Origin of the sequence: Streptomyces sp. NPDC048278, from assembly GCF_040652195.1 — a bacterium.
Classification (GTDB): domain Bacteria; phylum Actinomycetota; class Actinomycetes; order Streptomycetales; family Streptomycetaceae; genus Streptomyces.
Map to the genome: position 1 here is coordinate 39,221 of NZ_JBEZLP010000052.1, position 21,155 is coordinate 60,375.

At 72.9% G+C, this 21,155-nt stretch carries 19 protein-coding genes; 9 read left to right on the forward strand and 10 right to left on the reverse strand.

Going from position 1 to position 21,155, the window contains the following annotated elements; all coding sequences use genetic code 11:
* The first annotated feature begins 8 nt into the window (after nucleotides 1-8).
* Nucleotides 9-1,052, forward strand: coding sequence for an Ldh family oxidoreductase (locus AB0D74_RS46845; protein ID WP_362601427.1), 1,044 nt, complete (start codon nucleotides 9-11; stop codon nucleotides 1,050-1,052).
* A 99-nt stretch (nucleotides 1,053-1,151) separates the two neighbouring features.
* On the opposite strand, the gene AB0D74_RS46850 is transcribed toward AB0D74_RS46845, so the two are convergent.
* The 3 genes from AB0D74_RS46850 to AB0D74_RS46860 all read right to left on the reverse strand — a co-directional run bounded on the left by AB0D74_RS46850 (nucleotide 1,152) and on the right by AB0D74_RS46860 (nucleotide 3,655).
* Nucleotides 1,152-2,090: an alpha/beta hydrolase fold domain-containing protein gene (locus AB0D74_RS46850; protein ID WP_362601430.1), complete on the reverse strand. Its 939-nt coding sequence runs from the start codon at nucleotides 2,088-2,090 to the stop codon at nucleotides 1,152-1,154.
* Nucleotides 2,091-2,220: 130 nt separating this feature from the next.
* On the reverse strand, nucleotides 2,221-3,237 hold the full coding sequence (locus AB0D74_RS46855; protein WP_362601433.1) for a M56 family metallopeptidase: 1,017 nt from the start codon (nucleotides 3,235-3,237) through the stop codon (nucleotides 2,221-2,223).
* A 4-nt stretch (nucleotides 3,238-3,241) separates the two neighbouring features.
* Nucleotides 3,242-3,655, reverse strand: a complete 414-nt coding sequence (locus AB0D74_RS46860) for a BlaI/MecI/CopY family transcriptional regulator (protein WP_362601436.1) — start codon at nucleotides 3,653-3,655, stop codon at nucleotides 3,242-3,244.
* Nucleotides 3,656-3,848: 193 nt separating this feature from the next.
* On the opposite strand from AB0D74_RS46860, the gene AB0D74_RS46865 reads away from it, so the two are divergent.
* The 6 genes from AB0D74_RS46865 (at nucleotide 3,849) to AB0D74_RS46890 (ending at nucleotide 10,171) form a co-directional block, all read left to right on the forward strand.
* The gene (locus tag AB0D74_RS46865; RefSeq protein WP_362601438.1) at nucleotides 3,849-5,522 is read left to right on the forward strand and encodes a glycosyltransferase; all 1,674 of its coding nucleotides are present in this window, start codon (nucleotides 3,849-3,851) and stop codon (nucleotides 5,520-5,522) included.
* Nucleotides 5,519-6,244, forward strand: coding sequence for a polysaccharide deacetylase family protein (locus AB0D74_RS46870; RefSeq protein ID WP_362601441.1), 726 nt, complete (start codon nucleotides 5,519-5,521; stop codon nucleotides 6,242-6,244). The genes AB0D74_RS46865 and AB0D74_RS46870 overlap by 4 nt, the downstream gene beginning before the upstream one ends.
* A gap of 89 nt (nucleotides 6,245-6,333) precedes the next feature.
* Nucleotides 6,334-6,879 (forward strand): MarR family transcriptional regulator, encoded by a 546-nt coding sequence (locus AB0D74_RS46875; protein WP_362601444.1) that lies wholly within the window; start codon nucleotides 6,334-6,336, stop codon nucleotides 6,877-6,879.
* A gap of 31 nt (nucleotides 6,880-6,910) precedes the next feature.
* The gene (locus tag AB0D74_RS46880; RefSeq protein ID WP_362601447.1) at nucleotides 6,911-7,288 is read left to right on the forward strand and encodes a DoxX family protein; all 378 of its coding nucleotides are present in this window, start codon (nucleotides 6,911-6,913) and stop codon (nucleotides 7,286-7,288) included.
* Nucleotides 7,289-7,756, forward strand: a complete 468-nt coding sequence (locus AB0D74_RS46885; protein ID WP_362601450.1) for a peroxiredoxin — start codon at nucleotides 7,289-7,291, stop codon at nucleotides 7,754-7,756.
* 57 nt (nucleotides 7,757-7,813) lie between these two features.
* Nucleotides 7,814-10,171 (forward strand): SpoIIE family protein phosphatase, encoded by a 2,358-nt coding sequence (locus tag AB0D74_RS46890; protein WP_362601453.1) that lies wholly within the window; start codon nucleotides 7,814-7,816, stop codon nucleotides 10,169-10,171.
* A gap of 19 nt (nucleotides 10,172-10,190) precedes the next feature.
* Here the strand turns inward: AB0D74_RS46890 and AB0D74_RS46895 are convergent, their stop codons facing one another.
* Nucleotides 10,191-10,625 carry a cupin domain-containing protein gene (locus AB0D74_RS46895; RefSeq protein WP_362601455.1) on the reverse strand — a complete coding sequence of 145 codons (435 nt, stop codon included), beginning with the start codon at nucleotides 10,623-10,625 and terminating at the stop codon, nucleotides 10,191-10,193.
* Nucleotides 10,626-10,869: 244 nt separating this feature from the next.
* On the opposite strand from AB0D74_RS46895, the gene AB0D74_RS46900 reads away from it, so the two are divergent.
* Nucleotides 10,870-11,844: a TauD/TfdA family dioxygenase gene (locus AB0D74_RS46900; RefSeq protein ID WP_362601458.1), complete on the forward strand. Its 975-nt coding sequence runs from the start codon at nucleotides 10,870-10,872 to the stop codon at nucleotides 11,842-11,844.
* Between the two features lies 1 nt (nucleotide 11,845).
* Here AB0D74_RS46900 and AB0D74_RS46905 read toward each other — a convergent pair whose 3' ends face one another.
* From AB0D74_RS46905 to AB0D74_RS46930, 6 genes are all read right to left on the reverse strand, one after another.
* Nucleotides 11,846-12,880: an LLM class flavin-dependent oxidoreductase gene (locus AB0D74_RS46905; protein WP_362601461.1), complete on the reverse strand. Its 1,035-nt coding sequence runs from the start codon at nucleotides 12,878-12,880 to the stop codon at nucleotides 11,846-11,848.
* 77 nt (nucleotides 12,881-12,957) lie between these two features.
* Nucleotides 12,958-14,460: a metallophosphoesterase gene (locus AB0D74_RS46910; RefSeq protein ID WP_362601464.1), complete on the reverse strand. Its 1,503-nt coding sequence runs from the start codon at nucleotides 14,458-14,460 to the stop codon at nucleotides 12,958-12,960.
* 185 nt (nucleotides 14,461-14,645) lie between these two features.
* Nucleotides 14,646-15,755: a nucleotidyl transferase AbiEii/AbiGii toxin family protein gene (locus AB0D74_RS46915; protein ID WP_362601468.1), complete on the reverse strand. Its 1,110-nt coding sequence runs from the start codon at nucleotides 15,753-15,755 to the stop codon at nucleotides 14,646-14,648.
* A complete protein-coding gene (locus tag AB0D74_RS46920; protein WP_362601471.1) occupies nucleotides 15,752-16,423 on the reverse strand; it encodes a hypothetical protein in 672 nt (223 codons plus the stop codon). The genes AB0D74_RS46915 and AB0D74_RS46920 overlap by 4 nt, the downstream gene beginning before the upstream one ends.
* Before the next feature lie 146 nt (nucleotides 16,424-16,569).
* Complete coding sequence (locus tag AB0D74_RS46925) at nucleotides 16,570-17,619, reverse strand: MHYT domain-containing protein (RefSeq protein ID WP_362601474.1); 1,050 nt, start codon at nucleotides 17,617-17,619, stop codon at nucleotides 16,570-16,572.
* A gap of 155 nt (nucleotides 17,620-17,774) precedes the next feature.
* Nucleotides 17,775-18,425, reverse strand: a complete 651-nt coding sequence (locus AB0D74_RS46930) for an NAD(P)-binding domain-containing protein (RefSeq protein ID WP_362601477.1) — start codon at nucleotides 18,423-18,425, stop codon at nucleotides 17,775-17,777.
* Nucleotides 18,426-18,843: 418 nt separating this feature from the next.
* On the opposite strand from AB0D74_RS46930, the gene AB0D74_RS46935 reads away from it, so the two are divergent.
* Nucleotides 18,844-21,155, forward strand: a 2,312-nt coding sequence (locus tag AB0D74_RS46935; protein WP_362601479.1) for a M4 family metallopeptidase, incomplete at its 3' end; no start/stop codon positions are given.

Here is a 21,155-nt window from a genome sequence, read left to right on the forward strand (position 1 = left end):
CCGCAACCATGTCCAGCACCCCCGCCAAGATCCTGGTGCCCGCCGACGACCTGCGCGCCTTTTCCGCCGCCCTCCTCGAAAAGGGCGGCCTGAGCGCCGAGCACGCCCGCACCACCGCCGACGTCTTCGTCTGGGCCGCGCAGCGCGGCGTCGACTCGCACGGCACCGCCCGCGTCCCCGCCTACCTGGACCTGCTCGCCAAGGGCATCGCCAACGCGCACCCGAAGATGACGATCGAGTCGACGACCCCGGCCGCCGCCGTCCTCGACGCCGACCGCGCCCCCGGCCCCGTCGCCCTGACCGCCGCCGCCGACGAAGCGGTACGACGGGCCCGCGAGACGGGCATCGCCTCGGTCGGCGTCCGCCGCACCGTCCACACCGGCGCCATCGGCTGCTACGCGTCCCGGATCGCCGAACAGGGCCTGGTCGGGCTCGGCTTCGTGGCCGGCATGCCCAACATGGGCTACACCGGCGCCCAGGGCGCGGCCGTCGCCACCAGCCCCCTCGCCATCGCCGTACCGGCCCGCGAACACGCCCCGCTGCTGCTGGACATGGCCACCGCCACCGTCGCCCTCGGCAGGATCCGCCAGGCCAGGGCGAACGGCACACCGCTGCCGGAGGGGGCCGCCGCGGCGGAGGACGGCACTCCGACGACCGACCCGGAACGGGCGGTCATGCCCCTGCCGCTGGGCGGCGCGAAGGGCTCCGGGATGTCCCTGGCCTTCGAACTCCTGACCAGCGTCCTGGTCGGAGCCCCGATCTTCGCCTCCTTCCACGCCGGCGACCGCAAACACCGGCAGAACGCCCTCCTCGTCGCCGTGGACCCGGCGGCTTTCGGCGACCCGGAGACCTTCGTCGCGAACGTCGACGACACCTTGACCGCACTGAAGGGGCTACCGGTCGCGGAGGGCGCGGACGGGGTGTTCTACCCCGGTGAGCGCAGCGCGGCCGTGGCGGAGGAGCGGGGCGCGAAGGGCATCCCGGTGGCGCCCAAGGTGTGGAGCCAACTCACCGAACAGGCCGACAAGTTCGGCGTATCCCTGCCCGTCTGAACGCCGGTGCGTGCCGCGCCCCCTTGGAGGGCGCGGGGGGCTGCGCGACCAGCCACCGACGACGGCCCGTCGCGCACCACCGGGCACCCCCCCGAGCTCTCAGGCGCCCCGCCCGTGCACCTCACGCACATGACGCGCGATGAGCGCATACACCTCCCGCGCCTTCACGTCGTCCTTGCCGTCGTACCCGTGGTCGGCCTCCGCGACCTCGTGATGCTCCACCAACGCCCCCACCGCCCCCAGCCGCGAGGCGTAGCGCTCGCCCTCCGCCCGCAACAGGTCGTACGCCGCGGTGATCACCAGCGCCGGTGCGATCCCCGTCAGGTCGGCCGTGTCCGACGGATGCGCGGGGGAGACCAGCGGGTCGGCGCGCCGCTTCGGCTCCGGCACGTACGCCGTGTCGAACACCTCCGCCATCCAGGGCCGCAGCATCGGCCTGGCGATCGCGGCCTGTTTGTCCGCCGCGTTCGTCACCAGGTCCAGCGGCGGATAGTGCAGCACCTGGAGCGCGATCGAGGGGCCGCCTTCCGCCAGCGCCTGCCGGGCCACCGCCGCGGCGAGTCCGCCACCGGCGCTCTGCCCGCCCACGGTCACCCGGGAGCCGTCCCAGCCCTGTTCGGCGGCGTGCTCGGCGACCCAGCGGACCACTTCGTAGGCCTGGCGCGGCGGAGCCGGGAAGGGGTGCTGCGGGGCGACGACGTAGTCGACGTTGACCACGGCCACCCCGGCCTCGGCGGCGAGGAACCGGCAGAGCGGGTCGTCGAGTTCGGTGAGCGACATGACGTATCCGCCGCCGTGGAAGTTGACGTGCACCGGGGGAGCGGGCGTCGTGGCCGGCGGCAGGTAGACCGTGACGCGGGCCGGGGCGACGGACGTCGGGACGGTCAACGTCCGCACGGTGCGCGGGAACTCGGGGAACCGGGCGTGCGAGGCGGCGTCGGAGCCCGGGCCCTTGGGGCGCCTGCTCGCGAACCCGGTCAGGCGTTGCAGGGTCTTCGCGACGAGCGCGGCGGCCGAAGGTCGTGCCAGAAGGGACATGCGGCTCCGATCGGGAGGGGCCCGGACCGTGGGGCGGCGCCGGCGGGCGACCGATCGACCATCAGGAATCCTGCCGATCGTCGGGTGACGATATCCCCCGTGACGATCGTGCTGTCAAGCCCCGCCGGGCTCAGCGCGGGTGTCGGCCCGGCTCGTCGTGGTCGCGGTCGCGGGGCGGGTGGCAGCAGGGCCCGTGCTCGGGCGGCTGCGCCGGTGTCCCGGAGTCCTTGAACGCGGTGACGCACGCGGCGAACTGGGCGCCCTCGATCATGCGTTCGCTGTCGGACGTGGCCTCCGCCAGGCTCGCGCAGGACACCACGAGCAGCGCGGCCCCCGCGACCAGCGGCAGTGCGCGGCGCGGCGGCGGTGGGGCGAGCAGCGCCCGGACCCGCTGCGGCACGGCGCCGCCGGTCGCCGCGAGCGAGGCGCCGGCCGGGGGCCGGGCCGAGGCGAGGGCCGCGCGGCCCACCGCGCGGGCGACGACCGTCCGGTCCCCGACGTGGTCCGCGGCCTCCTCGTCGGCCCAGCGCTCCAGTACGTAACCGCCGGTCTCGGCGAACGGCCGCAACAGGGGGCAGGCCGCGGCGGCGAGCCGCCATGCGCTCTGGAACCTGTGGTGGCGGCCGTGCAGATGGGCCCGCTCGTGGGCGAGCAGGGCCTCCCGCTCGGTGTCGCCGAGGCAGCGCAGCATCCCGTGCGAGACCACGATCCGGCCCGGCGCCCCGGGGAGCGCGAAGGCGTGCGGCGACGCGTCGTCGAGCACGGCCAGCTCCAGGTCCCCGGGCAGCCGCGCGCACTCCCGACGGGCCCAGAGCAGATGCCGGGCCTGCCGTACGGCGGCTACGGCGAGGCCGGTGAGGGAGGCGAGCAGGGCGACCGCCGCGACCGCGGACACGGTGAGGTACACGGGGTCGTCCGCGCGCAGTGCCGCCACCGACCAGCGGCCCTCCTCGGCGACTTCGGGTATCTGGGCGAGTCCGGTGAACGCCAGCAGCGCCAGCGAACCCAGCCAGCCGAGCGCCGTCACCAGTGCGCCGCCTGCCAGTGCCCAGGCCGCCGGGCGCGGCGCGAACCGCCGGGCCAGCCGGGGCGCGGCCACCGCGAGGACCACGGTGACCAGGAAGGGGACGTAGACGCTGACGGTCACCGGCTCAGGGCCCTTCGCCGGCCGGGCCCGCGTCGTGTTCGCCGAGCAGCCGGTGCAGCAACTGCTCGTCCTCCTCGGAGAGTTCGGAGACAAACCGGCTGAGCACGGCCTCCCGGTCGGAACCGCGCTCCAGCAGGGTGTGCATCCGCTGGGCCGTGTCGGACGCCTCGTCGCGCACCGGCGCGTACGCGTAGCCCCGGCCCGCCCGGTGCCGTACCAGGGTGCCCTTGTCGTGCAGCCGGGACAGGATCGTCAGCACCGTCGTGTAGGCGAGGTCCCCGGGCAGCCGTTCCTGGACCTGCCGGGCGGTCAGCGGTTCGGACGCGGCCCAGAGGGCGGCCAGCACCCCGCTCTCCAACTCGCCGGGGGCCCGACGGCCGGATGCCTCGCCGGTCTCCTCGATCTTCCGGTCGCGCACCGTTCACCGTCCTTCAACCAACGTTCGAGCCCACAGCCTACCCGGACTGCTACTACGGCATGTAGAACCGGGTTCCGTGGTCGCCGAGCCGAGTGGCAGTCGTCTACTACAAGTTGTACGAGTTTACCTACTACATGTTGTAGAGTTTCGCCGCTCCACTCCACCTGCGGAGTCTCTGCGGAGGAATCCACCCATGCCCCACCTCGGAAGTACGGTGCATCTGCGCGCCCTGGCGGTTGCCGCCCTGCGTCCCCGGCCCGACCGCGCCTCCCGGCGTGCGACGGCCGCCGAGCGCGTCGTGATCGTCTCCGCGAGCATCGGCGCGGGCCACGACGGCGCCGCGCGCGAACTGGAACGCCGGCTGACGGCGGCCGGTGTCACGGTCGACCGGTACGACCTGCTCGATCTGCTCCCCGCCCGGCTCGGCCGGGCCGTCCGCGACGGCTACCACCGGATGCTCGTCCGGGCGCCCTGGATCTACCAGCGCGTCTACACCAGCACCGAACGCGCCGGAGGCGGCGGCCCGTTGGCCCGCGCGCTGCTGCGCACCGCCGAGCACCGGCTGCGTGCCGCCCTCCCCGCCGACACCGGCGCCGTCGTCTCCACCTATCCCGGCGCCAGCCGTGTCCTGGGCAGGCTGCGGCTGACCGGCCGCCTCGACGTACCGGTGTTCACCTATCTCACCGACTTCTCGGTGCACCCGCTGTGGGTGGCCGAGGGCGTCGACGTCCATCTCGCCGCCCACGCCGTGCCCGCCGCCCAGGCCCGCGCCCTGGGTGCCCGGGACGTGCGGGTGGGCGGCCCGGTGGCGGACCCGCGCTTCCGTCCCGCCGACCCCGGGCAACGCCGGGCGGCCCGGGACCGGTTCGGGCTCCCCGCGGACGCCCCGCTGGCGCTGCTGGTCGCCGGTTCGTGGGGTGTCGGCCCGGTCCGCCAGGTGGCCCTGGAACTGCGCGACTGCGGTGCGGCCGTACCGGTCGTCGTCTGCGGTCGCAACGACGCCCTGGTGCGGCAGTTGCGCGCCGACGGCATCGAGCACGCCTACGGCTGGGTCGACGACATGCCGGGCCTGATGCACGCGGCCGACGTGCTGGTGCAGAACGCGGGCGGTCTCACCTCGCTGGAGGCCTTCGCCGCCGGCCTGCCCGTCGCCAGCTACCGCTGCATACCGGGCCACGGCCTCACCAACGCCGCCGCGCTCGACGAGGCCGGGGTCGCCGCCTGGATCCGTGACCCGGCCGAACTCAAGGACGTGCTGGGCGACTTGATCGACGGCCCGCGCGGCCTGCTGCAACGCGAGGCGGGCCACGCCCTGTTCGCCGTCACCGGAGCGGGCCCCGCGGACGAGATCGCCCGCGCCTGCCGCGCCCCCGGCCCGCTGCCGGCGCCCCTGCCGCTCCGGCTGCCGCCCGCCCGCCACCGGCCGACGCCGCACCCGACGGCCCCGGCCGCGCCTGCTTCCGGCGTCAAGTCCGCTTCCGGCGCGGCGCCTGCCCTCGCCGCCGAGTCTGCTTCCGGTGCGGCGCTTGCCCTCGGCGCCGAGTCTGGTGCCGGTGTCGGGCCCGTTGCCGGCGTTGCGCCCGTTCCCGGCGTCGCATCCGCACCCGGCCTCCCGCCCGCCCCGCACGAGCCCCGCCAGGCCACCGCGCGCGGTCCCCGTCCGCCCGCTCCCAGCCTGCGCCGCTCGGCCGTTCGACGGCTCGCCGCAAGTGCGGCCGTGGCCTGTGTCCTCTGGGCCGGAGCCGTCGGGACCGCCGTCGCCACGACCGGTAGTGGGCCGGGCGTCATCCATGCGATCGGCCACACCCTGGACCTCGACGACGACGCCCACCCCGGCGGCCCGCACCAGGAGGAGCACCACTCGTGACCGTCCCCGCACGCCTGCTCCGTACGGCCGCCTTCGCCGCCCTCCCGGCGCTCGCCCTGCACGCGGCTCCCGTGATCTCCACCTTCGGGCCGCTGCGCAACCGCGTCATGCCCCGCCTCGCCGGCCGGGGCCGGGCGGACCACGTCGCCCTCACCTTCGACGACGGGCCGGACCCGCTGTCGACCCCGTTCTTCCTGCGCGCCCTGGACGAGCGGAAGATCCGGGCCACCTTCTTCCTGCTCGGCCGCGAGGCCCGCCGCTCGCCCGGCCTGGTCCGGGAGATCGCCGCGGCCGGGCACGAGACAGCGATCCACGGTTGGCTGCACCGGCCGCTCCTGCTGCGCGGTCCCGGGGCCACCCACGACGACCTCGCCCGGGCCCGGGACACCGTCGGCGACCTCACCGGGCAGCCGCCGCGGCTGTTCCGGCCGCCGTACGGAGTGATGTCCACCGCGGCCCACCTCGCCGCCCGCCGCCTCGGCCTCACGCCGGTGCTGTGGACCTGCTGGGGCGAGGACTGGACCGCCCGCGCCACCCCGGACTCCGTCCACCGTACGGTCGTCCGGGACCTGGACGGCGGCGGCACGATCCTGCTGCACGACTCGGACTGCACCTCGGCGCCGGGCGCCTGGCGCTCGGCCCTGGGCGCGCTGCCACACCTCCTGGACAGCTGTGACCAGCGGGGACTCACCGTCGGGCCGTTGCGTGAGCACCGCGTCTGACAGCCGGTGCGTACGCTCTGCGCAGTACGGAGGGTAAACCCACGCAGTAACTTACTTGAGTTACGCAACGATATGGTAAACTGGCCGGTATGCCCACAGAACCGCTGCCAGACGTCCCCGCCGCCACCTCGGAGGTGGTGGAGATCGAGCGTGCCCTGACGCGCATCACCTACCTGAGCACCCGGGCCCGCCAGCACGAGCGGCTGATGGCCCTGGCCGGTGTCCCGCTGGACCGCGCCGCGGTGGCCCTGCTCCGCCAGGTCGCCGACTCCGAGCCGCTGCGCCCCGGGGAGCTGGCCCAGCGGCTCGGGGTCGAGGCGTCCCACGTGACCCGCACCGTGCAGCAGCTCCAGAGGTCGGGCTACGTCACCCGCGTGCCCGACCCGGACGACCGCCGCGCCCAGCGCATCGAACTCACCGACGCCGGCCGGGCCGCCGTCGACCGGGTCCGGGACGCCGGGGCGCGCGGCATGCAACTGGCCCTCAACAGCTGGGAGCCGGAGGAACTGCGGCAGCTGGCCACCCTCTTCCACCGCATGGTCGACGACTTCCTGACCCACGCGGTCGAGGACGAGTCCGGCCAGGAGGCCGCCGAGACGGTGCCCCCGGCGCCCCGGACCGGTACCGCCCGGTAATATCCGGCGGCAGGTCGTCAGAGGAGGCTTCGTGGCCCGGTCCGAACGTTCACCCCTGCTGCTGGCGGGACTGCTCGCCACCGCCGGTGTCGCCCACTTCGCGGCGCCGAAGCAGTTCGACGCGACGATCCCGAAGGCGCTGCCCGGATCCCCGCGGGCCTGGACGTACGGCAGCGGGGCCGTCGAGCTGGCGCTGGCGGCGGGGATCGCCCTGCCCCGTACCCGGAAGGCGGCGGCCCGCGCTGCCGCCGCCTTCTTCGTGGGCGTGTTCCCGGCCAACGTGCAGATGGCCGTCGACTGGCAGAAGCGGCCCGAGCCGCTCAGAACCGCGGCCCTCGCCCGCCTGCCGCTCCAGATCCCTCTGGTGCTGTGGGCGCGCGGGGTCGCACGCAACGAGGAGGGCCGATAGATGGCGGCACCTGTCGAGGTGGGAAGCACGATCGAGGACTTCGCGCTGCCGGACGAGACCGGTACGACGCGCAACCTCACGGAACTGCTGGCCGACGGGCCGGTCGTACTCTTCTTCTACCCGGCCGCCCTGTCGGCCGGCTGCACCGCGGAGGCCTGCCACTTCCGGGACCTCGCCGCCGAGTTCGCGGCCGTCGGCGCCCGGCCCGTCGGGATCAGCGGGGACAGCGTGGAACGCCAGCAGGAGTTCTCCGGCAAGCACACACTGGGCATGCCGTTGCTCTCCGACGCGGACGGCGCCGTCCGGGAGCTGTTCGGCGTGAAGCGGGGCTTCTCGCTTGCCCCGACCAAGCGGGCCACCTTCGTGATCGCCCAGGACCGCACCGTCCTGGAGGTCGTCCGCAGCGAGCTGCGCATGAACACCCACGCCGACCGGGCGCTGGCCGCCCTGCGCGCCCACCAGGGCTGAGCCGCCGGCCCCGGTCCGCGCTTGATGCGCCGGAGCATAGGTCTCATCCTGGGGCGTATGGAGCGTGTCGCCGCCGCGGCGATCATCGATGCCCTGGGCCGGGTGACGGGGTGGAGCGAGGGTGCGCGGATGCTCACCGGGCACCGGGCGGAGGAGGTCGTGGGCAGGCCCGCCACCGACCTCCTCGCCGAGCCGGTGCCCGCCGAGGCGCCGGAGGCCCGCCGCGGGACCGTCGCGCTGCGGTGCGCCGACGGACGGCGCACGGAGATCGCCCTGACCGCCTGCCCCGTCCTGGGCCCCGACGGCGCCGTCACCGGCTACGTCCTCACCGCCGACCCACCCTTTCAGGCCGACCCCACCCTCGCCGGCCAGGCCTTCCAGCAGGCCTCCATGTCCATGTCGGTCTTCGACGTCCGTCAGCGCTACCTCCGCTCCAACGCCGCCGCCTGCCACGTCATGGGCGTCCCCGAGGAGGCCCTGCTCGGCCGCTTCTTCCCGGACACCGTCGAGGAGGCCCCGCACAGCGAGGGCTTCCTGCGTCATCTGCGCCAGGTCGTCGAGACCGGCCGGCCCGTCCGCTACGAGAGCTTCACCGGCGCCCCCGCCCTGAACCGGGAGCACGCCTGGAGCATCGAGATGTGGCCGCTGCGCGACCCCGCGGGCGAGCTCACCGCCGTCGCCCTCGCCGCTTTCGACAGCACCGAGCAGTACCTGGCCCGGCTCCGGCTCGCCCTCCTCAACGAGGCGGCCACCGCCATCGGCACCACCCTCGACGTGGTGCGCACAGCCGAGGAACTCGTCGAACTCCTCGTCCCCCGGTACGCCGACTTCGCCAGCGTCGACCTCCTCGACTGGGTCCTCGGCGCCGAGGAACCGCTCACCGTGCCGGAGGGCGACATCGCCCTGCGCCGGGTCGCCCACGGCTCCGTGACCGAGGGCACCCCCGAGGCCGCCGTACGGCTGGGCGAGTCCGAGGCGCACCCGGCGGCGTCACCGCCGGCGCGGGCGCTGCGGGAGCGGCGGGCCGTGGTCGGCCAGGCAGGCGAGCCCGAGTTCCGCCGCTGGGTCGACGAGCGCAACGCCCGCGCGCCCGAGGGACGGGCCCACCGCGAGGGCGTCCACTCCATGATCGCCGTACCCCTGCAGGCCCGCGGCGTCCTGCTCGGTGTCGTGGTGGGCGTGCGCATGCGCCATCCCGACGACTACGTCATCGACGACACCGTCTTCGCCGAGGAACTCGCCAGCCGCGCCGCCGTCTGCATCGACAACGCCCGCCGCTTCGCCCGCGAGCGCTCCACCGCCCTCGCCCTCCAGCACAGCCTGCTGCCCCGCGGCCTGCCCCAGGCCGCCGTCGAGGTCGCCCACCGCTATCTGCCCTGCGGATCGCAGGCCGGCATCGGCGGCGACTGGTTCGACGTGATCCCGCTCTCCGGCAGCCGGGTCGGCCTGGTCGTCGGTGACGTCGTCGGCCACGGCATCCCCTCCTCCGCCACCATGGGCCGCCTGCGCACCGCCGTACGCACCCTCGCGGACGTCGACCTGCCCCCCGACGAACTCCTCACCCACCTGGACGACCTGGTCACCCACCTCGCCGCCGACGGCTCCGGCGAGGAGGTCGCCGAACTGGGCGCCACCTGCCTGTACGCCGTCTACGACCCCGTATCGCGGCGGCTCAGCCTCGCCGCCGCCGGGCATCCGGCACCCGCGGTCGTGCTGCCGGGCCGCGCGGCCGAGCTGATCCCGATGACCGCGGGACCACCGCTCGGCGTCGGCGGGCTGCCCTTCGAGGCGACGGAGCTCGAACTGCCCGAGGGATCCGTCGTCGCCCTCTACACGGACGGCCTGGTCGAGGACCGCGACCGGGACGTGGACCGCGCCACCGAGGAGATGTGCCGCGCCCTGAGCGCCCCCTCCGACTCCCTTGAGGACCTCACCGACAACGTCCTCAAGGCCGTCCTGCCGGAACAGCCGGCCGACGACGTCGCCCTGCTGCTGGCCCGCACCCGCGCGCTCGGCGCCGACCGGGTCGCCACCTGGGACGTGCCGTCCGACCCCGCCGAGGTGGCGCACTTCCGGCAGGCGGCCGTCGAACGGCTCACCGACTGGGGCCTGGACGAGGCCGCGTTCGTCACCGAACTCGTCGTCAGCGAACTCGTCACCAACGCCATCCGCTACGGCGAACCGCCCGTGCAGCTGCGCCTGATCCGCGACCGCGCGCTCATCTGCGAGGTCTCCGACGGCAGTTCCACCTCACCGCACCTGCGCCGGGCGCACGCGTACGACGAGGGCGGCCGTGGCCTGCTCCTCGTCGCCCAGCTCACCCAGCGCTGGGGCAGCAGGCAGACGGGCAGCGGCAAGACCATCTGGGCCGAACAGCCGCTGCCCGAAGGCCCGTTGCCGGTCACCGACGACTGACGTGACGGGCCGCCCGGCCCTACTCGAAGTCGCAGCCCGGATTCGGCACGGACTCCGCGTACGGCGAGCCGTGCGGCAGGACGTACAGCACGTCCAGGACCAGGTCGGTGTCCCCGAGGTTGGCGCCGAGGTGGACGTCGGCCGGGCCGCCCGACTCGTACACCGTGCCGCCCCGCCGGTAGACGCCGTCCTCCTTGCAGTCGGAGTGGAAGTGGCTGAGCGTACCCTTCTGGACGTATCCGTAGACCGGGCCGTCGTGGTAGTGCCAGCCGGTCGTCTGGCCGGGCGGGACGGTGATCTCCCGCAGGACGTAGTCCGTGTCCCCGACGGTGGTCTGGCTGATCACCCTGCCGGTCACACCCGGTCCGGCGGGGGTGGCGTGGGCGGTGCCGCAGGTCAGCAGAGTGCCGGCGGCCACCGCCCCGGCCATGGCGGTACGGAGCGCGGTACGCATGTGTGGGGGCCTCCTGAACCGAAGATCGAGTACCTTCGCGAACATAGGCCCCCGCACGGCCCGACGTACCGGGAACGGCCCGATCCCGGTACGCGCGGGGGACGTTGCCGTGGACCGTGACGTACCCCCGGCCGCGCGGACCGGGCGGGCGATGATCAACCCGACCCGGGTGTTCCCTTCCGCCTCGCACGCCGGGCTGTCACGATCTTCCCTGGACGGGTACCGACGACCACGCGGAGTACGCATGACGACCGACCGGGGTACGGCAGGACGGGCACAGGGCGTCGCCGGAGCCGAGGTGAGACCCGTCGCCGGGCACATCGGGGCCGAGATCACCGGGGTCGACCTCACCGCGGAACTCGGCGACGCCGTGGTCGCCCTGATCCGGGAGGCCGTACTGCGCTGGAAGGTCGTCTTCTTCCGGGACCAGCGGCTCGACCACGCCGGGCACGTCGCCTTCGCCCGCCGCTTCGGCGAACCGGTCGTGCTCGGCCGCCGCGGCAGCGCCTCACCGGCCGGCTTCCCGGAGGTGGAGACCACCGCCGACCGGCTGGAACTCGGCGGCCGGTTCGGGATGGAGCACGACGAGTGGCTCCAGCGACGCCGGCACACCCTGCTGCGCGGCTGGCACTGCGACCACGGCGCCCGCATCGACCCGCCCGCCGCGACCGTCCTGCGCGCCGAGGAAGTCCCGCCCTACGGCGGCGACACCACCTGGGCCAACCTGGCCGCCGCCTACGCCGGACTCTCCGCGCCCGTGCGCGCCTTCGTCGACGGCCTGCGCGCCGAGCACCGCCTCGGCGTCGGCTACCAGCCCCGCCCCGGCGACGACTCCTACCTGCGCCACCTCCTCGACCACCAGGTGGCCTCGGTGCATCCGCTGGTACGGGTCCACCCCGAGAGCGGGGAGCGGGTGCTGTACGTCAACGGCTACTACGTCGAGCAGATCGCCGGCGTCTCCCGCCCGGAGAGCGCCGCGCTCCTGGAGATGCTGCTCGAACAGGCGGTACGGCCCGAGTACACGGTCCGCTTCCGCTGGGAGCCCGGCAGCGTCGCCTTCTGGGACAACCGGGCCACCATCCACCTCGCGCCGAGCGACAACGCCCATCTCGGCTTCCCGCGCGTCATGCACCGGGTGATGCTGCACGGCGAGGTGCCGGTCGGGGTGGACGGCAAGCCGTCGGAGCCGGTGACCGGCACGGAGGTGCGCCGCTGGTGACTCAGGCGGTGGCCGTGGGGCGCCGGCCGAGCGCCGGGGCCAGATGGGTCGCCATGTCCGTGAGGATCTGGACGTAGTCCTCGTGCTCGAACGTGAACGGCAGGGCGAAGGCCACCTCGTCGACCTCGCGGAAGGCGGCGTGCGCGTGCAACCGCTCGACGATCTCCGCCGAGGTCCCGACGATGTCCGGCGCGAAGAGCAGCCGCCCGGGGCCCTGCGGGGCCGTCGTGCGGGGCAGCCGCTTGGCCGCGTACGCCTCGTACCGGGCGCGCTGCTGCGGCGTGGCGGAGTCGGTGGGGATGACCACCAGCCCCTGGGAGACCCGCGCCGCCTCGCCGTCCGGGTGGCGGGCGCGGAACTCCCGGATGTGCGAGAGCTGGATCTCCGTGAAGTCGTACCCGTCCGCCTCGTCCCCGGCCCGAACGACACTGCTGGTCAGGAAGTTCATGCCGTGCTCGCCCGCCCAGCGCGCCGAGCCGAGGCTGCCGCCGCCGTACCAGAGCCGCCGCCCGAGCCCGGCCGAGTGCGGCTGGACGACGTCGGAGAACACCTCGAAGCCCTCCACCCCGCTGAAGTCGGTGGCCGGCTTGCCCCGGACGAAGTCCAGGAGCCGCCGCACCCGCTCGTAGCTGAAGTCCTCGACGTCGGCCGTGTCGGGGTAGAGGGCCTCCCTGACCTGCTCGTAGTGCATGGGCGGGCCCACGCTCACACCCGGGTTGAGACGGCCGCCGGACAGCAGGTCGACGGTCGCCAGGTCCTCGGCGAGCCGCAGCGGGTTCTCCCAGCCCAGCGGGATCACGGCGGTGCCCAGCTCGATCCGGCTGGTGCGCTGGGAGGCCGCCGCGAGCACCGCGACCGGCGACGAGATGCCGTACTGGAGGTGCCGGTGGCGCACCCACGCGCTGTCGAAGCCCAGCCGCTCGCCCAGCTCGATGATCTCCAGCGTGGACTCGTGCCCCCGGCCCGGATCGGCGCCGTCGAACAGGCCGATGGTGAGGAAGCCCAGTCTGCGCAGCGGGCGGGGGGTGGACGGCACGGGTCCTCCAGCGGTCGTACGTCAGTTCTGCCCCGATTGTGGCACCCGAACATTGCGGGAGTGTGATCAGCTCGGGGTCAGGTCAGCGGGATGGTGATCTCGTCCTCGACCGGCGGATCCAGTTCCTGGGGGCGGTTCCCGGTGGCGGCGAAGCAGCGCAGCCGGACCGCCTCCGGGCTGACGTCGAGGCGCAGGAAGCACTTGAAGAACGGCGGGCTGTAGGTGGCCGAGCCGGGGGAGAACAGCTGCGTGTAGATCTTCTTCACGGGCAGCCGGAACCGTGGCCCGCGGTCCGGGCGGCTGCCCGCGCCCAGCAGGGTCGCGACCAGGCGCGCACGGCGGCCGACCCGGGTGTCCGGGGCGGGCAGCCGCCCGGGCCTGATGCCGAGGCGCTCGGCGATCACGGCCGTCGCCTCCGCCTCGGTGAGGGTGAAGAAGCGCCGGAGCCGCAGCCGCCGGCCGTACAGCCGGCTGTAGAACGCGAGGGAGTCGCCGCGCAGCGGGTAGCAGCGGAAGTCGTCCTCGGTGACGTTCGCGACCGACACCGGGGGGATGGTGTGGGTGGCGTGCATGAAGGCACCGCCGCCGCCCGCGACCACGTACTGGATGGTGCGCCCGTCCACGTCGACGGGGTAGCGCTGGTAGTTGTGGATGTCGCCGCCGATCGCCGCCACGTAGTGGTGGGCCGGGTCGCGGACGACGTCGTCGACCGTGCCACCGCCCTCGATCGCGCACGGGTGGTGCTCGCCGTCCACGTACAGCGGGGAGCCGGTGACGAGGATCTTCGGCCGCGGCCCCCGGGACACCTCCCGCAGCCAGGCGCCCTGTTCGGCGTCGATCGTGCCGAGCAGCCCGGTGTCGATGCCGACGATCCGGACCGGCCCGGCGTCGATGGCCCAGTACGGCCCGGGCTGTACGGCCGTCTGTTCCTGACTCGGCCGCAACTTCTGCGCCTGCGTGAGGAGTTGCTCGTCCGCCTCACGGGGCCGGTGCCAGAGCAGGGCGCGCCACCAGGCGCGGGTGAGCGGACGCGGTCTCGGTTCGGCAGGGAGCGCCGGGGCGTCGTCGCAGAAGACGCGCATGAACGCGCCGAGGTCCTCGTACCAGTCGTGGTTGCCGGGTATCGCGTAGATCGGCGCCGGATAGTCCCGGTACGGGCGGAAGAACTTGGTGCCGTAGTCGTCGGTGGTGCCCACCGGATAGATCACGTCGCTCGCGATCACCGCGAAGTCGGTGTCCCGACTCGCCTTCAGGAACCCCGGCACCACGGCGTACTGCGAGTCGTCGCCCTCGCCGGTGTCGCCGATCACCATGAACGAGAACCGGTCCGCCTCATGACGCCTGATCACCTTGTCGGCGGGCGCCCCGGCGACCGCCCGCTGTGCCACCCAGCGACTGCGGGTACGGCCGGTCGGATCGCCGAACCAGGAGGCCAGCACCCCGTTGCGGGCCGCCCACATGGTCTTCGGGTTGAACCAGAACAGCTTCTCGACATGGTCCGGCATCAGTTGGCGGTAGGCGCCGCGCTCGGCCTCGCCCCAGCCGGCGCCTTCTGCGGTCTTGCGTGAGGAGTCAGACACGCGGGAACGGTACAACGATCAATGGGGCGAACCGCATTCGGCTGTCGAGGCACCGGTCGGAGCACCGGTCGAAAGCGACGGTGCGCGGGCATCCCGGGACGGAGAGCGGACCCGGGGTCGTCGTCAGCGGGTGCCGGGCTCGTGCGGGATGTCGCCGACCGGCTCCGTCGTCCGGCGTGCCCGTGTCAGCGCCGAGTTCCGTGCGTTCGCCGGCGGCGGCACCCAGTAGGCAGGGTTTCCGGTGGCAGAGCTGCGGTCAGTCTCTGAAGCCAACTTTGCGCGGTTCCCTGGATGTTGGGGCGATCTGCCTGAAACCTCACCCAGTCCGTTTCGTCGAACCGCACCGAGTCCAAGGTGAAGCCATCCGGTACAGCACCCGTGGGGGAGTCACGGAGGACCCTCCGCAGGAGTCGTGGGGAGAGCCGGGTGCGACTGTCCTCTGCCAGGAGGACGGCGTCGTAGAGATCCTTGCACTGTTGTCTGTCGCCGGCTGCGGCGTCGGTGTACAGCCACAACAGCTTCCAGGCCAGGGACAGTTCCCTGCTCGCTGTTCGGACGATCGACGGTGCGCCGCCGTCTCCGCGGGGCACCAGGGTCCACACCGGCGGGTGCGGAAGCCTCTCGTCCAGGGCGAAATCAAGCTGGACCTCACCGCCGGGCACCCCGTCCGCCCGAAACGGTATGAGTATGCGGACTCCGGCCGTGTCGTACCCGCTGTAGGCGTATCCCCAGGTGTGGTCCTGGCGGGCGTCGTCCGTGACCAGCACCACTCCCGGCGCCGCCTCCGGTCGTCGGCGCACCAGGTCGAGCAGGCCGTCGTGGGGAGGGACGGGGTCCGACGGATCCGGGTCCGTCTGCCAGTGCAGCCCGTCCGGGGGAGTGCGGGGGCGCAGTCCGCGCGTCTCGTACTCCTCCTCCCCGTCGATCCAGATCTCGTAGCGGGCGGCGCCGTCGAGGGCCTCCGGCCACTGCTGGACGACATCGATCCGCTCCACGTGCGGGTACGGATCCAGGGCATCGACGACGGTGTTCCGTTCCGGCAGAACGACGAAGTCCAGGTCGGCCGGCTCACGTGCCCGGCTTCCGGCCCAGGCGGGCATGACCATGCTTCCGCGCAGAACCAGGCTGTCGCTCCACGGGGCTTCGGCGATGAGACCCAGCACATGATCGAGAGCCGCACGACGGGCTGTGGGCCGGCGGCCGGGAAACTCTGGGGAGGAGCTGGTCTCCGGTGGGTCGCAGTCGCCCGACGGCCCGTCGCCCGCGTGGTCTGATTCCTGCCGGTCCTCGGTCATGCGGCCTTGTCCGGTCCGTCGCCCCAGCCCGCGTCCACGTCCGGGTTGTCGTCGTGCACCACGAACTCCTCCTCGACCTCCACGGCTGCATGCCCCGAGTCCGCGAGATCGCCCAACAAGGCCTGGAGCCTTCGACGGGCCTCGGGCCGGCCGACTCCCCGGCAGCGCTGGGTGACGAAGCGCTCATGACGCCCCCCGTCCATGCCCCGGCGAGCGTTCCAGGACACGTGTGCCGCGTGGCGCCCGCCGAGCGCCCGCACAACGGCCACATCGGCATCACCGGCAAGCACGAGCTTCACGTGGTGCTCGAAATAGCTGTGCGCGGGAAGCGCGGCGGCCTCCTCCGCGGTCTGCGGCACGTCCGCATTCCACGGGGCCGCTTCGATTTTCACCCGTGCAACGCTGAAGCCCTCGTCCTGGAGGCGTCCCACCCACTCCTGTGCCTCCAACCGCTGCGCCGACAGCACGCCCTTGCCGCCGTAGGTGAGCATCGGCTGGTCGGGGATGCTGCCCCGGTCGAGCCGGATCCTCGTGTACTTCATCGCGTTGCGCTTCGCCCACAGACCCAGCGCCTCGTCGCCGTCGCCGAGCCGGCCCGGCAGCGGCACGGTCAGATGGGTCTCGAACACGCCAGTAAAGTCCTGCACCGCACCCTCGTGGTCGATCATGTGTCGCGGCAGAACTGTAGGCAGCCGGTGCTGCGGTGGTGAACACCGGGTCTACTGCGGCAGGACCGGCAGGACCGGCAGGACCGGCCGAGGCGGCAGGGCGAGGACGGGCGCGGGTGCGGGCGCGGTGATCGGACCGGGGCCGGTCACCATTCGTAAGGGTTCGAGGGGGCTCCGTACGGATTCTGTGGCCCGGAGGCGGGGTGGTCGGGGGCACCGAAGCGCCCGGTGCGGCCGGGTGCCGGGCGGCCCGGGGTGCCGTACCGGTCGGTGCCGGACGGCGCGGGGTGGGTCTCCGTGGTGTGCGGGCCCGGTCCTGCCGGTGCCGGGCGCGGCGAACGGCCGCCGCGGTTGCCGGGCGTGCGCGAGCCTCGTCGGCCCGGTGGGCGTGAGCGCGCCGTTCCGGCCGGCGCCGCCGGCGGGCCGTTCCGTCCGGCGGCCTGCCGGTCCCAGTCCGCTTCGCCCATGACCAGCAGCGGGTCGAACATCACGACCACCCCGGCCAGCAGCAGGAACACGGCCGGGCCGAGCAGCATGGGCAGCAGCAGCGAGGTCGGTGACGCGCTCGACCAGGAGGTGGCGGACGCCCGGTGCACGTCGACGCTCACGGCCGCCATGGCGGTGAAGTGCATGCCCGACACCGCCAGGCCCATCACCAGACTCGCGCCCAGACTCGCCGTGAAACCCCGCACCGACACGGCCGCCCACAGCGCCGCCGTCGCCGCCGCGATCGCGATCAGGACGGAGAGGGCGACCGTCAGCCGGTCGTAGTGAATCGTTCCGTCAAAGCGGAGGGCGGCCATGCCCAGGTAGTGCATGGCGGCCACGCCGAGACCGGTGATCACGCCCGCCGTCCAGAGCGTCCCCGCGGTCGCGCCCCGGTAGCCGACCGCGAAGACGCCGATGCCGACCACCAGGATCGCCACCGCCAGACTGAGCAGGGTCAGCCCCACGTCGTAGCGGATCGTGGTCTCCTGGACATGGAAGCCGATCATCGCGATGAAGTGCATCGTCCAGATGCCGCAGCCGATCGAGGCCGCCCCCAGGGCGAGCCAGCCGGGCCGCCACGACTCCCCGTGGTGGTACAGCGACCTGACGATGCAGCGCAGCCCCAGCGCCCCGCCCAGACAGGCCATCAGATAGGCCGCGACCGGAGTCACCGCGCCGTAGTGGAAACCGTCCGTCGTGCCGTGCATGTGTGCAACTCCCCCCAGAGTCACCGCTGTTGTGGGGGAAGGTACTACGTGCCGGTGGCGTGTGCGGGGGCGTTCACCGGGACTTCAGCTGCCGCCCGGGAACATGGATCGGCACAGTTGCCGCAGGGACGGCCCAGGCGGGTCACCGAGGGGGCTCAGGGTGCGACGATCTTGATCGCGCTCATCCAGCCGTGCCCTTCGGGCCGGGTCTGCAGGGCCATGTGCTGCAGCTGGATGCCCTCCAGCTCCCGGGCGTGCCGCAGTCCGCCGACGACCACCGGGTTGAGCCCGCCGGAGGCGACCAGTTCCGCCACCTGGTCACGGGCCGCGGCGTCGTCGCCGGCGATGAACACGTCCAGCGGCAGCCCGCCCACCTCGCCCGCGACCAGCGAGCCCGCGAACGTCGTGTTGAAGGCCTTCACCAGGTGCGTGCCCGGCGCGGCGGCCTCGGCCAGCTGCTGGGCGCCCGAGCTGTCCGCGGGCACCGTGAGCGAGTCGAAGGTCGAGAAGTCCACCGGGTTGGAGATGTCGACGACGGTCTTCCCGGCGAGCTGGTCCCCGTACTCGGTCACGACCTGCCGGGCCGCGTCGAACGGCACGGCCAGCACCACGACGTCCGCGGACCCGACCGCGTCCGGCACGGCGGGCGCCACGTCCGCCCCGGGCGTCCGCTCGGCCAGGGCGTCGGCGAGCGCGGTGGCCTTGGCCGGATCCGTACCGACGAGCCGGACCGTGTGCCCGCCCGCCAGGGCCCGGGTGGCGATACCGCCCGCCATGTTGCCTGTGCCGACGATGAAGACCCGCATGCGTGGGCCCCTTCCGTGGGGGTGGGAGCTGCCGACGGTCGGTCGGGGATTCCTTCGGGAACAGACTGGATCCGTCAGTGTCCGAATCCGTCAGTAACAGAATAAATCCACCGAAGTGACGCGGCTCGCGCTGATCGTCCGCGGTGGCCGCCCGGCTCTGCCGGGCCTCGGCGGTGAGTCCGCCGCCCTGCATAGGGAAAACCCTCGAACGCTCCCGACCTGGCTGACATGTGCGGGTCAAATCTGGAATCCTCGCTCAGCACACGCTTTCTCCCTGGCGTGTCCACGGATCGCGGACCACGCAACCCGGTCCACGGATCCCGGTCCCCGCACAGCTCAGCTCTTCCCGGGCAGCACATCCCCGTCTGCCCGGTCTGTCACCGGCCGCGACCCGGCGGCCGTAGCAGGAGGAGTACGAGTGAGACGTCTTCCCCACAGACGGGCCACGGTAGGAGCCGCCCTGGTCTCCACCGCGGCCTTCCTCGCCGTCGGCATCCAGTCGGTCCCGGCGAACGCCAAGCCCGCCACCCCCCACCCGAGCCCCGTGCGCACCGGCGGCCTGGAGGCGAAGCTCACCCCCGCCCAGCACACGGCCCTCATCAAGAGCGCCCAGCAGAAGACCGCCGCCACCGCCCGCACCATCGGGCTCGGCGCCAAGGAGAAGCTGGTCGTCAAGGACGTCGTCAAGGACAACGACGGCACCCTGCACACCCGTTACGAGCGCACCTACGGCGGTCTCCCCGTCCTCGGCGGCGACCTGATCGTGCACACCCCGCCCGCCTCCCTCGCGGCCGGCACGGTGAGCACCACCTTCAACAGCAAGCGCACCATCACGGTGCCCACGGTCACCGCGGCCTACAGCAAGTCCGCCGCCCAGACCAAGGCGCTCAAGGCGGCCAAGGCCCTCGACGCGCAGAAGCCCGTCGCCGACAGCGCCCGCAAGGTGATCTGGGCCGGGAACGGTACCCCGAAGCTCGCCTGGGAGACCGTGATCGGCGGCTTCCAGGACGACGGCACGCCCAGCAAGCTGCACGTCGTCACGGACGCCACCACCGGCAAGGAGCTCTACCGCTACCAGGCCGTCCAGACCGGCACCGGCAACACCCAGTACAGCGGCACGGTCACCCTGAACACCACCCTGTCGGGTTCGACGTACCAGCTGTACGACACCACGCGCGGCGGCCACAAGACGTACAGCCTCAACAACGGCACGTCGGGCACCGGCACCCTGATGACCGACTCCGACGACGTCTGGGGCACCGGATCCGGCTCCAACACCCAGACCGCCGGCGCCGACGCGGCCTACGGCGCCCAGATGACCTGGGACTTCTACAAGAACACGTTCGGCCGCAGCGGCATCAAGAACGACGGCGTCGCCGCCTACTCGCGCGTCCACTACAGCACGGCGTACGTCAACGCCTTCTGGGACGACGACTGCTTCTGCATGACCTACGGCGACGGCACCAGCAGCACCCACGCCCTGACCTCCCTCGACGTGGCCGGCCACGAGATGAGCCACGGCGTCACCTCGAACACGGCGGGGCTCAACTACACCGGTGAGTCCGGCGGGTTGAACGAGGCGACCTCCGATATCTTCGGTACCGGTGTGGAGTTCTACGCCAACAACTCCTCCGACGTCGGCGACTACCTCATCGGCGAGAAGATCGACATCAACGGCGACGGCACGCCGCTGCGTTACATGGACGAGCCGGACAAGGACGGCTCGTCGGCCGACAGTTGGTACTCGGGGGTCGGCAACCTCGACGTGCACTACTCCTCGGGGCCCGCGAACCACATGTTCTACCTGCTGTCCGAGGGCAGCGGCAGCAAGACCATCAACGGCGTCACGTACAACAGCCCCACCTCCGACGGCGTCGCCGTCGCCGGTATCGGCCGGGCCGCGGCCCTGCAGATCTGGTACAAGGCGCTGACGACGTACATGACGTCCAGCACCAACTACGCGGGCGCCCGCACCGCCGCCCTGAACGCGGCAGCCGCGCTGTACGGCACCAGTTCCGCCCAGTACGCGGGTGTCGGCAACGCGTTCGCCGGCATCAACGTCGGCAGCCACATCACCGTGCCGACCTCGGGCGTCACGGTCACCAACCCGGGCAGCCAGTCCTCGACCGTCGGCACCGCGGTGAGCCTGCAGATATCGGCGAGCAGCACCAACAGCGGCTCGCTGACCTACGCGGCGACCGGTCTGCCGACCGGCCTGTCGATCAGCAGCTCGACCGGCGCCATCACCGGCACACCCACGACGGCGGGCACCTACAGCACCACCGTCACGGTGACCGACTCGACGGGTGCCACCGGCACGGCCTCCTTCACCTGGACCGTCAGTTCCAGCGGCGGCGGGGGCACCTGCACCTCGTCCCAGCTGCTGGGCAACCCGGGCTTCGAGTCGGGCAACACGACCTGGACGGCGACCAGCGGTGTCATCACCACGGACAGCGGTGAGGCGGCCCGTACCGGTTCCTACAAGGCGTGGCTCGACGGCTACGGCTCGACCCACACCGACACGCTGTCCCAGTCGGTGACGATCCCGTCCGGCTGCACCGCCACCACGTTCACCTTCTACCTGCACATCGACACCGCCGAGACCACCACCAGCACCCAGTACGACAAGCTGACGGTCACCGCCGGTTCGACCACGCTGGCCACGTACTCCAACCTCAACGCGGCCTCCGGGTACGTGCAGAAGTCCTTCAGCCTCGGGTCCTACGCGGG